This is a genomic window from Mariluticola halotolerans, assembly GCF_021611515.1.
Lineage (GTDB): Bacteria > Pseudomonadota > Alphaproteobacteria > Rhizobiales > Devosiaceae > Mariluticola > Mariluticola halotolerans.
This window is the reverse complement of sequence record NZ_CP090960.1, coordinates 1,051,241-1,066,124: the sequence shown is the minus strand read 5'-3', so window position 1 is coordinate 1,066,124 and position 14,884 is coordinate 1,051,241. Positions and strand designations below refer to the sequence as shown.

Below are 14,884 nucleotides of genomic sequence, written 5' to 3'. Positions count from 1 at the left end.
TCACTTCGCTTCGGCGCTGGATTTAGGCCGGGGTTTGAAGCGATCAATGCCAATAGCCATGGCACTGAGCGCCGTCAGGGTAAGAAACAGGGCAACAGCATTGATGCCCACTCTCAGGTAACCCAGTTCGCCCGCATCGAGCACGGGATAGGGGTATTCGCCAATCAGGGCACCACGGATCATCACATAGACGAGATAGAGCAGGGGTGCCGCCAGCATGGCGGGAATATTGGCCAGTCGCAATGTGCCGCTACGGCCATAAACAACGAACCAGATAAGATAGATTGCAGGGGTTATGTAGTGCAGTGCGACGTCGCACACAAGAAACAGCCCCTCAGGCCGCCAAAGGGCTGCGAGAAACAGATGATAAAAGCCGCTCACCAACGCAATTGCCGCCGCCGCGCTGGCCCGCGCCAAAGGTGTGTCGAGCCTGGAAAACCAGCGGCCACCCGAAAGGCTTGCCGCATAGACCAGCACCAGGGCGATATTGGTCAGAATGGTGAAAAAGCTGAAATAGAACACAACCGACATGACGATATTGCGCCCGGCGGCCAGCGATGCCGGAATCGTCAGGGAAAACTGCAATGCCAGGGCGGCAAGGCCGATGAGGACACCAGCAAGTGCAAGCAGGCGATTGAAGATCATTGCGCGGGTACACCGGCAGGTTTGATCCGGGCGATCAGGCGATCAATGATGATGATCAGGAGGCAAAGCAGGGTGAACCCCACCACAACAGCCGCCGCATAGGTGAGGGCCGGGCCATAGCCAGCCGGGCGCACATCAATCACAGAATAGGGATAGTCATTCACCAGCGCCCCGCGCAAAAAGACAAAGGCGGGGTAAACAACGCCGGGTATGGCAAGCAGTGGCAGGTCTGCAAGGCGCAATTTGCCCCCCGCAGGCCACAAGACCCACCAGATCACATAAAGGGCCGGCAACACATAATGCTTGAGCGGGTCGAGATAGACATCGATACCCACCGGCGGCTCCAGCGTTGCCTTGAGAATGAAGTGGTAGAAAAGGGCAACCAGCATAATGGTCGCCAGCGCAGAGGCCTGCACCTGCACGCGCGTGAACCATTTGAGCGGCCGCCAGGAGAATATTTCCCCTGCATAGACCAGCACAACGCCGATATTGGCAAGATAGGTGAGGAAGCTGAGATAATGCACCACCGCCAGAAACAGCGTGTCGCCTTCATCAAGACGAATGGAAACGGTCAGAAGCAGCTGCGCGATCATCGTAGCCGACCCCAAACAAAAACCGATCAGTGCGACGAGTTTGCGTGTGTTCATGGTGGCCTCCCCACGGCGGCGTTTCAGGCGTCAGGCAGCAAGAACAGAATCAAACAATCCTCGTCCGTCAATGCCGCCATGCGCGGCCTCAATCAGGTCTTCGGGATGCGGCATCATGCCCAGCACATTGCCCGCTTCATTGACGATCCCGGCAATATCGTTGATTGAGCCATTCGGGTTGGTGCCCTCTGCATAGCGGAAGGCAACCCGGTTATTGTCTTCCAGCGCCTTGATGGTGTCCGCATCGGCAAAATAATTGCCGTCATGATGGGCCACCGGGCAACGAACGATCTGGCCCTGGGCATAAGCACTGGTGAAAACCGTCTGGTTATTGCTCACCTCAAGCTTCACTTCGCGGCACACAAAGCGCAGCGAGGCATTGCGCATCAAAACGCCCGGCAAAAGTCCGGCTTCAACCAGAATCTGGAAACCGTTGCAGACACCAAGGATTTTGACGCCCTTGGCGGCACGCTCGCTGATGGTCTGCATAATCGGCGAACGGGCGGCGATGGCACCGGCGCGCAGATAATCGCCATAAGAGAACCCGCCCGGAATAACGATCAGATCGACATCGGGCACATCGGTATCCTTGTGCCAGACAAGCGCCGGGGCTTCTCCGGAAATATCGGTAATTGCGGCAATCATATCGCGGTCGCGATTGGAGCCGGGAAACGCGATGACGGCTGATTTCATCGGGTAAATAACGGGTCGACCCCGTCCCTCAATGTTCGGGATATTGCGTCGCTCTTGTCGGAATTCTGAAGGCAAAAGGCAAGAGGCAAACCCACATATCAGCCAAGTTTTGCCTGTCCATCCTGCATAAAAGCCGGTGCGTGACCCGTTTTGGCCCGCGCCGGCTCAATTTCCCGTGCCGAATGCCTATTCCGCCGGCACGCTTTTTGGGCGAATCCGCGGGTGCAGACTGCCCGGCGTGCCCGGAATATGTGCCCATGCGGGCCGCTCGAACAGGAACTTGCCCCAGCCCGTCCACGTCACCAGCGCCAGCAGCACCAGCGGCGCGATGGTCGCAAAGCCGAAGACAACGAGACTCAACAGATTGGTGTCGGTAATCAGATCGAGTTTGACCAGAATGGTGCGCAGGATCGACATGGGCAAGGCAAAGGCGAGATAAACCACCAGCGATTGTTTGCCGAACCAGCTCAGCCAGGCCATGAAGGGCAACCGGGTCAGCAACGCCGCAATCGTGCAAAGCGCCAGCGAACCGGCAATCGCCAGTATGAGATTGAGGCCGGGCAGGGCCGCATAGCCCATTTCAAAATGATCCGGCAGGAACAGATAATCGGGCGAGAACACCAGAAAGCCGTTAAGAGCCGCCCAGACGCCAAGTGCTGCCACCGCCAGCAATGGCCGTGCCTGCGCATGTCCCACAATTCTGAAGATGATCGGGGCCAGCGCATAGCCGGTGTAAAAGAACACAAAGAATGACGCGAACTGATCAATGGCATAAGCGCCGGTTGAGATCGGCGCGATCTGGAGCGCCGCAGCGCCCGCAAACGCCAGCCAGTGCGGCACGCGCAACATATGCAGCAGCTTCACCGCAGCGCTGACCAGCGCCAGCACATAGATGAACCACAACACGCCATGCGGCTGCACGATGGCCCAGGCCATTTCGGTGAGCACGGCGATCGGATTGCCCGTCGCCAGCCCCACCTTGAACGCAATGCTGATGATCGCCCAGACGGCGTAGAAATAGAGGTAATGCACGATCCGCCGGTCGGCATAACGCGACCAGTCGCGGTCAACCACCTGTGACAGGAACAGGCCCGAGATCAGGAAAAACTCCGGCATCCGGAAGGGTGTCGCATAAGCGATGATATTGTGCAGGAAGCCAATGCCGCCCGTATCCTCGCCAACGCTATAGGCGGAATACATCATCACCACCAACAGGATGGAGATGCCCTTTGCCGCATCAACCCAATCGAGACGTGTTTGAGAGTTCATTTGACCGCTTTCTTCGAATGACCTTCGAATAATATAGCAATTCCATGTAGTTAATTGTGCTCACAGCGGCGTGAACAGGCGGTAAATTGCGTGTTTACCTTACCGGTTTTGATTAATGAAAAGGGCGAGGTGAGTAAAAACAAAGGGTTAGGGGGGTCTAATGAATCAAAACCTGACCGTTTGGCAGACAGCGAGCGGGCAATTCAGCCGAAAATAATGAACATACCACCAGCCGCGCGCCCCGAATGCGCACCAGCGACAGGTAGTGCGAGCTCGGTAACCGGCTACGGTCCTATGCCAGCCAGACCAGCAAAAGTGCCACAAACGCGGGCACGGCCTGAACCCACAAAATGCGGCGCGAGACAGTGGCAGCCCCATAAACGCCGGCGGTAATGACACAGAGCAGGAAGAAGGTTGCGAGCGGCTGGGAGGCACCGGGCAGGCCGATGGGAAACAGCGCCCATAAAAGCCCGGTGGCCAGAAAGCCGTTATACAAACCCTGATTGCCCGCCATGACTTTGGTCTGGGCGGCAAAATCGGGCGTGTTGTTGAAGGTCTTCATGCCTTGCGGCTTGTCCCACAAAAACATCTCCAGCACGAGAAACCAGAAATGCGCCAAAGCGATCAGCGCCACGGCAATTTGTGTCCATACCGGCATTTGGCCTCTCCCAACATCAAAGTTGGCAGACACTAGCCGGAAACGGCTATCCGCAAAAGGCAGGAATATGGGGTAGGGAGAAGATCAGAAGCCTGAAGCGCGAGGCTTTTAGACGGGAACTGAAGCGTAGGCTGCAACCATGACACCGAGGGTAAGGATGAACAACGCGGACACGGACAATTTTGTAATCATGTTCTCAACTTCAAGAATGGTTCCACACACGTTATGAACGCCGTGCGCGCTTATTGGTTCAATATAAAATGGGATATTTTACAGTTAGGTTACCGATCAATGGCGATCGTGTAATTCTCGATGACGGTATTGGCAAGCAGCTTTTCGCACATAGCCTTAATTTCGGTCTCGGCCTTTGCCGGGTCCGTTTCGCTGACTTCAATGTCAAAGACCTTGCCCTGACGCACGGCCCCGACGCCTGAAAATCCTAAGCTTCCCAAAGCGCCTTCAATGGCCTGCCCCTGCGGGTCGAGTACACCATTCTTGAGCGTTACGGTGACGCGGGCTTTCATGACATCGGTTCCTTGGATTTGATCGTTTTATACTTACTGAACCAGCCGGGGGCCGGTGGCCAGCGCATTGTCCGCCTCGACAAGAATGCCCAGACGTTGTGCGACTTCCCGATAGGCATCGACCAGGCCGCCCAGATCCTCGCGGAACCGGTCCTTGTCGAGCTTGTTGCGGGTCTTGATGTCCCACAGCCGGCACGAATCGGGTGAAATCTCGTCAGCCAGAACGATACGCATGGTATCGCCCTCGTAAAGCCGGCCGCATTCGATCTTGAAATCGACCAGCTGAATGCCAACGCCCATGAAAAGGCCGGTGAGGAAATCATTGACCCTGACGGCGAGCGACATGATGTCGTCCAGCTCGGGCGGTGTGGCCCAGCCAAAGGCCGTGATGTGCTCTTCCGATACCATCGGATCGTGCAGCGCATCGTCCTTGTAGCAGAATTCAATGATTGAGCGGGGCAGGGGCGTGCCCTGTTCCAGCCCGAGCCGCTTGCAGAGCGATCCGGCAGCGACATTGCGCACGATGATCTCGAGCGGAATGATCTCGACTTCCTTGATCAACTGCTCGCGCATATTGAGGCGGCGCACAAAATGGGTGGGAATGCCCATGCCATTCAGCTTGGAGAAGATGAATTCGGAAATGCGGTTGTTGAGCACACCCTTGCCATCGATGATCTCGTGCTTCGCACCGTCACCAGCTGTCGCGTCGTCCTTGAAATGCTGGACAAGCGTACCGGGCTCGGGACCCTCATAAAGGATCTTGGCCTTGCCTTCATAGATTCGACGCCGACGGTTCATATCACCTGCTCATTTTGTGCAATTGTGGAGAGGGTTCGATGGCGCGCGTTTCATGCGCTTGTTTGCGCCAAAAAAGCAAGCCTTTTTGACGCGCGTCCCCGCTTTGCACATTGTATAGCAGGATTCGCGGGCATGAAGCGAAGCCCAAGTGAGGCTCACGTGCCAGAACCGCCATTGCGACACTCGTTACCGTTGATTTGAGCGCGCGAACCGCTTATGTCAACGCAGTAAGAGGCGCTGAGGCGCGTATTGAAACTTGCCCCGGGGAACGAGATGTCCACTTTCGATGATCGCGAGAAGGCCCACGAAGCCAAATTTGCCCATGACGCCGAATTGCGCTTCAAGGCTGAGGCCCGCCGCAACAAGCTTTTGGGTCTATGGGTGGCTGAACTGATCGGCCATGAAGATCCCGCCGTGTATGCCGCTGAAGTTGTGGCCTCCGATTTTGAGGAAGCCGGTGACGAAGACGTTTTCCGCAAAGTCAGCGCAGATTTGACTGCCCACAAAGTGGAAAAGAGCGAAGCCGAGATTCGCGCCAAGATGCTCGAACTGGTGGCCGTCGCCCAGCAGCAGATTTTGACTGAAGGCTGAGCCTGAGGCTTACGCCTTTATCCGCTGCATCAGGCGGGTAAACATCATCAACCCCTCGGGCCAGGGACCATGGCCCGAGGTAGTGTTGATACGGCCGGCTTCACCGGCATTATGAAATTCTGATCCCCATGCATTGGCAAAATCCCCCGCGCGCTCCGGCGTGCAATAGGGATCGTTGTTTCCCGCGACCAGAAGCGAGGGAAACGGCAGCGGGTCCCGCGGAATATTGGCAAAGGGCAGGGCCGCGCCGGGCACAGCCTCGTTTTCATCCAGATCGGGCGGCGACACCAGCAAGGCACCGCGCACCTTGGTGTCCACAAGCCGTTGCGCTGTATGAACGATAGCAATCACGCCCAGCGAATGGCCAACCAGCACAACGGGCCGTGTCGCCATCAAAATGGACTTCTCGATATTCTCCACCCAGGGCTCAAGCATGGGCTTGTCCCATTCGTCCTGTTCAACCCACTGCGCGGTTCTCATCTTTTCCAGCCACCGGCGCTGCCAGTGGTCCGGCCCGGAATTGCCAAGGCCGGGAACAAGCAGAATGTCGGCTTCAGCGATTTTCATTCGGCATCCGTTCGTGTGTGAAAAAACCCGGCATGCCGTTCCATGCCGATATGTTCGTAAAAGGGAATGGCATCCGGATCGCCGATCAGCACCAGCCCGATACGCGGGCCGAGCAGGTCAAAGCAGGTTTCCAAAATCTGCTTGCCAATGCCCTGGCCCTGATGGCTTTCGCACACCGCCAGTTCGGTGCAATAGCACACCCAGGCAAAATCGGTGACGCAGCGGGCAAGCCCGACCGGTTGCCCGGCCGCGTCGCGCGCCACAACCACAAAATTCGCCCCCGCCAGCATTTCCGCAATCCGGTCGCGATTACCGAGGGGCCGTCGATCACCCAGATCCGTCGCACCGAGAACCGCGATATAGTCCTCGGGGCTGAGATCGCTCTCACGGGCACAGGTGATCGTCATGGCTTCTGGCTCAGTTGCTGCCGAACACGCGGTTAAAGATCGTGTCGACATGTTTAAGGTGATAGCCGTCATCGAACATGGCATCGATCTGGGCGTCGGACAGGGCTTCGGATACTTCCGGGTCAGCCTTGAGGAAGGTGGCAAAATCACCTTCGCCGCGCCAGACCCGCATCGCATTGCGCTGCACGGCTGAATAGGAGGCCTCACGGCTCAATCCCGCCTGCGTCAGCGCCAGCAGCATGCGCTGCGAATTATGCAGGCCGCCGAGCTTGTCCATGTTCGCCTTCATGTTCTCCGGATAAACCAGAAGATTGTCGATGACATTGGTCAGCCGGGCGAGGGCAAAATCGAGGGTGACGGTGGCATCCGGTCCGATCATGCGCTCGACCGAGGAATGCGAGATATCGCGCTCATGCCATAGCGCCACATTTTCCAGCGCCGGCGTGACCATGCCCCGCACCAGCCGGGCAAGGCCGGTCAGGTTCTCGGTCAAAATGGGGTTGCGCTTGTGCGGCATGGCCGAGGAGCCTTTTTGCCCCTTGGAGAAGAATTCTTCCGCTTCCAGCACTTCTGTGCGCTGCAAATGCCGCACTTCCGTGGCAATGCGCTCAACCGAGGAGGCGACAACGCCAAGGGTTGCAAAGAACATGGCGTGCCGGTCGCGCGGAATGACCTGGGTCGAGACCGGCTCGATTTCCAGACCGAGCTGTTCGGCGACATATTCCTCAACCGAAGGGTCGATATTGGCAAACGTGCCGATAGCGCCGGAAATGGCGCAGGTGGCAATTTCGCTTTGCGCGGCCACGAGCCGGGCGCGGTTGCGCTCCATCTCGGCATAGGCCTGCGCCAGCTTGACGCCAAAAGTGGTCGGCTCGGCATGAATGCCGTGGCTGCGGCCAATGGTAATCGTGTTCTTGTGCTCAAAGGCGCGCTTTTTCAAAGCGGCCAGCAAAGCATCCATGTCGGCGATCAACAGGTCACCGGCGCGCTTCAGCTGTACCGAGAGTGTGGTGTCCAGCACGTCCGAGGAGGTCATGCCCTGATGCACGAACCGGGCTTCCGGCCCGATGATCTCGGAAAGGTGGGTCAAAAAGGCGATAACGTCATGTTTGACCTCGCGCTCGATTTCGTCGATCCGCTCGACATTGAACTGGGCATCACGGCCCTTGTTCCAGACGATTTCCGCTGCATCCTTCGGGATAATCCCGAGTTTTGCCTGCGCCGTTGCCGCATGGGCCTCGATCTCGAACCAGATGCGGAACTTGGTTTCCGGCGACCAGATGGCGACCATTTCGGGGCGGGAATAGCGCGGGATCATACTGTTATGCTCGTTTGCTGAATTGTTGCGTCTGGCGCATCACTGCGCCGCTTGTGCTGCTGTCCGGATAGCGTCGATACGGCCAGCATAGGTTGCGGGGTCGTTCCCCTTATATACCGAAGAACCGGCGACAAGAACATTCGCGCCAGCCTTGGCAATCTCGCCGGCATTTTCCGCCGTCACGCCGCCATCGACTTCAAGATCAATTGGCCGGTCGCCAATAAGGGCCTTGGCTTGCCGGAGTTTGTTGAGGGCGTCGGGAATAAAACTCTGCCCGCCAAAGCCCGGATTGACGCTCATCACCAGAATGAGATCGACAATATCGATGACATTTTCGAGCGCCGAGACCGGTGTGCCCGGATTGATCACCGCACCGGCTTTCTTGCCCTGCGCCCGCACGGCCTGCAGCGAACGGTGCAAATGCGGCCCCGCTTCGGCGTGAATGGTAATGATATCGGAACCGGCCTTGGCAAAGGCCTCGATATAGGCATCCGCCGGGGCAATCATCAAATGGGTGTCGAGCGGCTTGGTGGTGACGGGACGGATCGCCTCAACGATCATCGGGCCGATGGAAATATTAGGCACAAAATGCCCATCCATCACATCCACATGCACCCAGTCGCACCCGCCTGCGTCAATGGCGCGGACTTCATCGCCCAACCGCGCGAAATCGGCGGAAAGAATGGAAGGGGCAATCCGGACCGGTCTGCCAGTCATGATGTTTTTCCTCATCAGGGGGCGATGCAGCGCGAACTAGCATTAGAAACGGCGCGGCGCAATGTGCCAAGCCATTTTGGCTCCGGTCTTGGCGGGGCGGTCGGTGCCTTGTATAGGCTTTGGTTGGGACCTGTGCTGGAGAAATCCGATGATGGCTGAATTTTTGGCGCCGCTTTTGGCGATAATGCACGGTTTGGCCGCCGGCTCGATCACCGTGCACGTATTGTTGAATCATCGCGAGGTGCGGTCCGCCATTGGCTGGATCGGTCTGGTCTGGCTCTCGCCTTTCGTGGGGTCCTCCATTTATCTGGCGTTCGGCATCAACCGCACCCAGCGCCGGGGCACACAGATCAGCCTCGGCCTCAATGAATATACGGCGCACAATAAGGACGAGCAGGTGCTGGAGCCCGGCCATCCGGAAAATATCGCCGTGCTTGCCCGTGCGGCGCGGTCCATTGCCCGCCTGCCGCTGGCGCGGGGGAACAGCCTTAAACTTCTGCGCGATGGTGACGCTGCCTATCCCGCCATGCTTGAGGCAATCAATAAGGCCGAAACCAGCATTGCGCTCGCCTCTTACATTCTGGCCAGCGATGAGACCGGCGACAGGTTTGCCAAAGCCCTGATCGATGCCAAACAGCGCGGCGTCGATATTCGCGTGCTCATGGACGGCATTGGCAGCGGCTATTTCCGGTCGCGTATCTTCGATCAGTTGAGTGCCGCAGATATCAAGGTTGCGCGCTTCCTGCACGAATGGCTGCCCTGGCAAATGCCCTTCATCAACCTGCGTAACCATAAGAAATTGCTGATCATTGATGGCACGATCGGCTTTACCGGTGGCATGAATATCAGCGATGACAACGTATCCGGCCCCGATCCGATACGCGTCTGCGATACCCATGCGCGGCTCGAGGGGCCGATTGTCAGCCATTTGATGGCAACCTTCGCCCGCGATTGGGCCTTTACCACCGGCGAGACGCTTAAAGGGGATGCCTGGTTGCCCCAACTGACCGCAAAAGGCCCGGTTGCCATGCGCGGCGTCACCTCAGGCCCGGATGAAAGCGTGGGGCGCATCGAGGCGCTCTGGTCGCTCGCCATCGAGCAGGCTGAGCGCAATGTGCGCATTCTCACCCCGTATTTTCTGCCCGAGGATCGTTTGCTGGAGTTGCTGCGCCGGGCCGCACTGCGTGGGGTCAAGATTGAGATCATCGTGCCCGAACACACCAATCATTTCTATTTCAACTGGGCGATGCGCGCGCATATGGAGGTCATCCCGCTGGATATGATCGACTGCTATCTCGCCCCCGATCCCTTCGATCATTCCAAGTTGATGTCGGTTGATGGGCAATGGTCGGCGATTGGCTCTCCCAATTGGGATGCGCGCAGCATGCGGCTCAACTTCGAGTTTCTGGTCGAGTGCTATGACAGCGAGGCGACACGCGCGATTGACGAGCTGATCGACAGCAAAATGGCAAACGCCAGGCAACTGACGGCAAGCATGCTGAAAGGCCGCCCGCTGGCGGTCCGGTTGCGCGATGCCAGCGCCCGGTTGTTCCTGCCTTATCTTTAGTGTGGATTAGCCTTTGGTGATCACAATGCCGGGAGTGGCATTGTGATGCATTGCATCGGCCACGCCGGGCGTTACAAAGCAGCTAACCGAGGAGTTGTGATGCTGAGTTTTTCGCTGCCACTGGTATTTGGTGCAGGTGTGCTGAGTTTTCTCAGCCCGTGTGTTCTGCCTTTGGTGCCGCCATATCTCACCTATATGAGTGGTGCCTCGTTTGAGCAATTGCGCACGGATAATGTGGGCACTGGCGCGATCTGGCGCAGAGGCGTCTTCACCTCGCTGTTTTTCGTGCTCGGCTTCTCGGTCATTTTCATCACGCTGGGGGCCACCGCCACCGCCTTTGGGCAGGCTTTCCGCCAGATATTGCCGGTTTTGACACCGGTTGCCGGCGTCCTGATCATCCTCATGGGCCTGCACTTTCTCGGCGTCTTCCGCATTGGCCTGCTCGACCGGCAATTGCGCCATCAGGGGCCGGGCGCGGCCAGCGGGCCTTTGGGCGGCTTTATGCTCGGCCTGGCGTTCGCCATCGGATGGACACCCTGCATCGGCCCGGTGCTGGCCGCTGTGCTGTCAGTCGCCGCCTCGCAGGATTCGGCTGCAGAGGGGGCATGGCTCCTCGCTGTCTATTCGGCAGGGCTCGGTGTGCCCTTCATTCTGGCCGGGATTGCCATTGGCCCATTCCTCAGCTTTTTCAACGGCTTCAAAAAGCATCTTGGCCGGGTGGAAAAGGTCATGGGGGCGTTTCTGGTCCTCACCGGCCTGCTGTTCATCACCGGTCAGTTCACGCGGTTGTCCTATTGGTTCCTTGAAACTTTCCCGGCTCTCAGCCAGTTCGGCTGAGCGGCGTTAAGGCAAACCCGGACAATCGTTTCCCAAAGCAACAGCTCGTTCATATACTTACCCCATACTGCCGGAATCAATTTGCAGATTTCCAATATGAGGATCAGATGGCGCGGGAGACGTCAGGACAGGGGGTGGGCGAGATCAGCGGGCATGCCAGCCCCGGGCTTGCGCATGTCTCCAATATTGCCGACCTCGCTATTGTCACCACAAACAATCCCGCCGAGATCGAGCAGGACTGGCGGGCGCTTGAAGCCGGGGGCATCGAATCACCGGGCCAGTCATTTGATTTCCTGACCCAGTGGATCGCCAGCTTCGGCATTCCGCAAAGCGCGCAATTATTTGTTGTGGTCAAAGACGGCGGTTTGCCGGTGCTCGCCTTTGCCCTCCATCGCACCCGCCTTTGGGGCATGAAGGCGCTCGCAGCCTTCCCCGGCGATCATGTCGGCACCAACGCACCATTGGTCAATCTCGCCTATATGCGCGCCATGTCACCCGCAGCCCGCAAGGCCTTGTGGCAAAAGGTGCAGGGCGCGCTTGATGGGGCGGATCTGGCCTATTTGTGCTGCCTGCCAGAAACCCTTGGCGGCATTGACGGGCTTTTCGCCGATCTGGGCCAGTCCGTTGTCAGCGATGAACTGCACAGGGCCGTGTTTGACAGCTGGGAGCAATGTGACCGGCTTCAGCGCACCCGCTCGCGCCGCAAGCATGACAAGCAGCAAGGGGCCAAGCTGGCGGCCATGGGCGAGATCGGCTTCGACATTGTTGAGCAAAGCGAAGATCTGCCGGAAATCCTTGATTGCATGTTCCGCCAGCGCAATGACCGCTTCCGCGAACTGGGCATACCCGATCCTTTCAACGATGCAGCAATCCGCAGATTTTACGCTGCAGCCTTCACCGGCGGCAAAACCCTCAAGGGCCGGATGCATGTGCTGCGCCTGAACGGGGAGATCGTTGCGACCCGCTATAATCTGGTGCATGGCAACCGCATGTTCTGCCTGATTTCCGGCATGAGCACGGCACCGAAAATCCAGCCCGGTTCCCCCGGCAAGCAATGCCTGCTCAGGGTCATGCAAACCGAATTCGACGGCGGCTATGCCATGTTCGATATGGGCGCGGGCATGACCGATGAAAAACGCCACTGGTGCAACGAACATATCGTCTTGCGGCACCATTACCTGCCGCTGACCCTGCGGGGCCGCATATTCGCCGCCAGCCACAGCACCTATCAGCGTTTCAAAAACATCGTGAAATCAAACAGCCGCACCTTCGCCGCATTCAAAAGTCTCAGGGCACGCCTCAAGGGCCGCCGCTAAGCCCTAGAACAGCTTGAGCGCCCGCATGGAGCTGTGGCCGGAACGCCCGATAATAATGTGATCGTGCACGGTAATCCCCAGCGGCGTCGCCACATCGGCAATAGCCCGGGTCATTTGCACGTCAGCGGGTGAGGGGCTGGTGTCGCCCGAGGGATGATTATGCACCAGGATCAGCGCCGTGGCCGAGAGTTCGAGGCTGCGCCGGATCACCTCACGCGGATAAACCGGTGTATGATCCACCGTGCCCACCTGCTGCACCTCATCGGCAATCAGCTTGTTCTTCTTGTCCAGAAACAGAATCCGGAATTGCTCATGCGTTTCAAACGCCATCTGGCTGCGGCAATAATTGATCAGTTCCGCCCAGGATGACAGCATCGGCCGGTCCGGTATCTGGTCGCGGGCAAACCGCTGGGCGGCGGTCATGATCACCTTCAAATCGATAACCGCCGTCGGCCCCAGCCCGTCAATTTCCTCAAGCAGATGCGTCGGCGCCCCCAGCGCTTCGGAAAAACTGCCAAACCGCGCCAGCATGGCTTTCGCAATCGGCTTTGTGTCCCGGCGGGGCAAAAGCCGGAACAGGATCAGTTCAAGCAATTCATAATCTTGCAGCGCGGCCCCGCCGCCATCGATGAACCGCTGGCGCAGCCGGTCGCGATGGCCATGATAATGGGCGCGCTGCTGGTCTTCGGCAAAGCCGCCGAAAGGGGCGGGATTGTCGGGGTCTTCCGTCATTTCCGGCGGGCGGCCAATGGGTTGAAAAGGCCCCCCGGGGAGAGCGTGAAAATCTCGCAGCCATCTTCAGTAATGCCAAGCGAGTGCTCGCATTGGGCCGAAAGCGTGCGGTCGCGGGTCACCGCGGTCCAGCCATCGGATAGCACTTTCACATGCGGACGGCCCAGATTGACCATCGGCTCGATGGTGAAAATCATGCCCGGCTTCAGTTCAACCCCGGTGCCCGGTGTGCCAAAATGCAGAATATTCGGCTCGTCATGAAACAACTGGCCAAGGCCATGGCCGACAAAATCGCGCACAACGCTGGCCCGTTCGCCCTCAACAAGCGCCTGAATAGCCGCGCCGATATCGCCGGTCGTATTGCCCGGCCTGGCCATCGCAATACCCGCCTCAAGGCTTTCATAGGTGATATCGATCAGCCGTTCAGCCTTGCGGGAAATTTCACCCACCGGATACATCCGGCTTGAATCTCCATGCCAGCCATCAACCACAAGTGTCAGATCGATATTGACAATATCGCCATCGCGCAGCGGCTTTTCCGAGGGGATGCCGTGACAAACGACATGATTGATCGAGGTGCAGATGGAATGGCGGAACCCGCGATAGAACAGCGTGGCCGGCTTGCCGCCATGGTCATGCGCAAATTCAAATGCCAGCCGGTCCAGCTCCAGCGTCGTCACGCCGGGGCGCACTTCGTCCACCAGCATATCAAGGGTTTTCGCCGTCAGCGCACCCGCCCGGCGCATGCCGTCAAAACCTGCCGCGCCATGCAGCGGAATAACACCAGGGGAACGCCGCGCATTGCTCTGCGCATCAATGTAAGTGACCATCTTCAACTCCGTCGCCGATACTATACCTAACGCGGGCGCTATCTGATGGGAAGAGCGTCGGCGAGCAGGATTTTTTCCGGTGTGATTGTGCAACTATAGCACAGGATTTCCACTCCCGCTTCCCGCGCCGCATCAAAAGCAGCGCTATAGGCCGGGTCAACATCCGGTGCCAGTGAAAATCGGGTGCAGTCAGTGCGTTGCACCAAATAGAGATTGGCCGCGCGATGGCCCTGTTCAACCATGCGGGTCAACTCGCGAAGGTGTTTTGCGCCGCGCAAAGTGGGGGAATCGGGAAATTCGGCAAGTCCCGCCCGGCGCGACAAATGCACATTCTTGACTTCAAGATAGCAATCAGGCCGGTCGGGGGCGCTCAGCAGAAAATCAATCCGGCTGTTCTCGCCATATTTCACCTCGGCGCGATGCTGCGCATAACCGGCAAGTTCGGCAATGCGCCCGTCAGCCAGCGCCTCACCAACGATCTTGTTGGGATAGCTGGTATTGATGCCCACAAGCCCGCTTTCAAGCCCCACAAGTTCCCAGCTCCATTTCAGCTTGCGATTCGGATTGGTGGCCCTCGACAGCCAGACATCGGCGCCGGGCATGGCCAGACCGGTCATCGCGCCCGGATTTGCGCAGTGCACGGTGACGATTTCGCCATTTTCCATCGCCACATCGGCAAGAAATCGCTTATAGCGCTTGATAAGGGTGCCGCGCACCATCGGTTGGGGTAATATCACTGTGTTTGCTTGACCTTTGCGGAAGGGGCGG

Annotated in this window: 18 protein-coding genes; 4 read left to right on the top strand and 14 right to left on the bottom strand. The window is 58.1% G+C overall.

The window, feature by feature from the left end:
* The 7 genes from L1P08_RS05180 to purC form a co-directional block, all read right to left on the bottom strand.
* Positions 1–645, bottom strand: coding sequence for a Pr6Pr family membrane protein (locus tag L1P08_RS05180; RefSeq protein WP_303618935.1), 645 nt, complete (start codon positions 643–645; stop codon positions 1–3).
* On the bottom strand, positions 642–1,292 hold the full coding sequence (locus tag L1P08_RS05175) for a Pr6Pr family membrane protein (RefSeq protein WP_303618934.1): 651 nt from the start codon (positions 1,290–1,292) through the stop codon (positions 642–644). The genes L1P08_RS05180 and L1P08_RS05175 overlap by 4 nt, the downstream gene beginning before the upstream one ends.
* A 30-nt stretch (positions 1,293–1,322) precedes the next feature.
* Entirely contained in the window at positions 1,323–1,985 is a 663-nt protein-coding gene (gene purQ / locus L1P08_RS05170; RefSeq protein WP_303618933.1) for a phosphoribosylformylglycinamidine synthase subunit PurQ, read from the bottom strand.
* 186 nt (positions 1,986–2,171) lie between these two features.
* Complete coding sequence (locus L1P08_RS05165) at positions 2,172–3,254, bottom strand: acyltransferase family protein (protein ID WP_303618932.1); 1,083 nt, start codon at positions 3,252–3,254, stop codon at positions 2,172–2,174.
* A gap of 292 nt (positions 3,255–3,546) precedes the next feature.
* Positions 3,547–3,912, bottom strand: coding sequence for a DUF1304 domain-containing protein (locus L1P08_RS05160; protein WP_303618931.1), 366 nt, complete (start codon positions 3,910–3,912; stop codon positions 3,547–3,549).
* Positions 3,913–4,193: 281 nt separating this feature from the next.
* A complete protein-coding gene (purS, locus tag L1P08_RS05155) occupies positions 4,194–4,436 on the bottom strand; it encodes a phosphoribosylformylglycinamidine synthase subunit PurS (RefSeq protein ID WP_303618930.1) in 243 nt (80 codons plus the stop codon).
* 33 nt (positions 4,437–4,469) lie between these two features.
* Positions 4,470–5,234, bottom strand: coding sequence for a phosphoribosylaminoimidazolesuccinocarboxamide synthase (gene purC, locus L1P08_RS05150; RefSeq protein ID WP_303618929.1), 765 nt, complete (start codon positions 5,232–5,234; stop codon positions 4,470–4,472).
* A gap of 273 nt (positions 5,235–5,507) precedes the next feature.
* Between purC and L1P08_RS05145 the strand changes: the two genes are divergently transcribed.
* Positions 5,508–5,825, top strand: coding sequence for a DUF1476 domain-containing protein (locus L1P08_RS05145; protein WP_303618928.1), 318 nt, complete (start codon positions 5,508–5,510; stop codon positions 5,823–5,825).
* 9 nt (positions 5,826–5,834) lie between these two features.
* On the opposite strand, the gene L1P08_RS05140 is transcribed toward L1P08_RS05145, so the two are convergent.
* Genes L1P08_RS05140 through rpe form a run of 4 tightly spaced genes read right to left on the bottom strand, consistent with a single transcriptional unit; the run spans position 5,835 to position 8,834 of the window.
* Entirely contained in the window at positions 5,835–6,392 is a 558-nt protein-coding gene (locus tag L1P08_RS05140; protein ID WP_303618927.1) for an RBBP9/YdeN family alpha/beta hydrolase, read from the bottom strand.
* Complete coding sequence (locus tag L1P08_RS05135) at positions 6,389–6,799, bottom strand: GNAT family N-acetyltransferase (protein ID WP_303618926.1); 411 nt, start codon at positions 6,797–6,799, stop codon at positions 6,389–6,391. The genes L1P08_RS05140 and L1P08_RS05135 overlap by 4 nt, the downstream gene beginning before the upstream one ends.
* Before the next feature lie 10 nt (positions 6,800–6,809).
* Complete coding sequence (gene purB / locus L1P08_RS05130; RefSeq protein WP_303618925.1) at positions 6,810–8,117, bottom strand: adenylosuccinate lyase; 1,308 nt, start codon at positions 8,115–8,117, stop codon at positions 6,810–6,812.
* Between the two features lie 39 nt (positions 8,118–8,156).
* On the bottom strand, positions 8,157–8,834 hold the full coding sequence (rpe, locus tag L1P08_RS05125; RefSeq protein ID WP_303618924.1) for a ribulose-phosphate 3-epimerase: 678 nt from the start codon (positions 8,832–8,834) through the stop codon (positions 8,157–8,159).
* Between the two features lie 151 nt (positions 8,835–8,985).
* On the opposite strand from rpe, the gene L1P08_RS05120 reads away from it, so the two are divergent.
* The 3 genes from L1P08_RS05120 to L1P08_RS05110 all read left to right on the top strand — a co-directional run bounded on the left by L1P08_RS05120 (position 8,986) and on the right by L1P08_RS05110 (position 12,554).
* A complete protein-coding gene (locus tag L1P08_RS05120; protein ID WP_303618923.1) occupies positions 8,986–10,401 on the top strand; it encodes a phospholipase D-like domain-containing protein in 1,416 nt (471 codons plus the stop codon).
* 99 nt (positions 10,402–10,500) lie between these two features.
* The gene (locus L1P08_RS05115) at positions 10,501–11,238 is read left to right on the top strand and encodes a cytochrome c biogenesis CcdA family protein (protein ID WP_303618922.1); all 738 of its coding nucleotides are present in this window, start codon (positions 10,501–10,503) and stop codon (positions 11,236–11,238) included.
* Between the two features lie 107 nt (positions 11,239–11,345).
* The gene (locus tag L1P08_RS05110; protein WP_303618921.1) at positions 11,346–12,554 is read left to right on the top strand and encodes a GNAT family N-acetyltransferase; all 1,209 of its coding nucleotides are present in this window, start codon (positions 11,346–11,348) and stop codon (positions 12,552–12,554) included.
* 3 nt (positions 12,555–12,557) lie between these two features.
* Here L1P08_RS05110 and radC read toward each other — a convergent pair whose 3' ends face one another.
* From radC to sfsA, 3 genes are read right to left on the bottom strand one after another with little or no spacing between them, the layout of a single operon-like run.
* Positions 12,558–13,286, bottom strand: coding sequence for a RadC family protein (radC, locus tag L1P08_RS05105; RefSeq protein WP_303618920.1), 729 nt, complete (start codon positions 13,284–13,286; stop codon positions 12,558–12,560).
* Complete coding sequence (gene map, locus L1P08_RS05100) at positions 13,283–14,116, bottom strand: type I methionyl aminopeptidase (protein ID WP_303618919.1); 834 nt, start codon at positions 14,114–14,116, stop codon at positions 13,283–13,285. Before map ends, radC begins: the two co-directional genes overlap by 4 nt.
* 38 nt (positions 14,117–14,154) lie before the next feature.
* A complete protein-coding gene (gene sfsA, locus L1P08_RS05095; RefSeq protein ID WP_303618918.1) occupies positions 14,155–14,853 on the bottom strand; it encodes a DNA/RNA nuclease SfsA in 699 nt (232 codons plus the stop codon).
* Positions 14,854–14,884 lie beyond the last annotated feature (31 nt).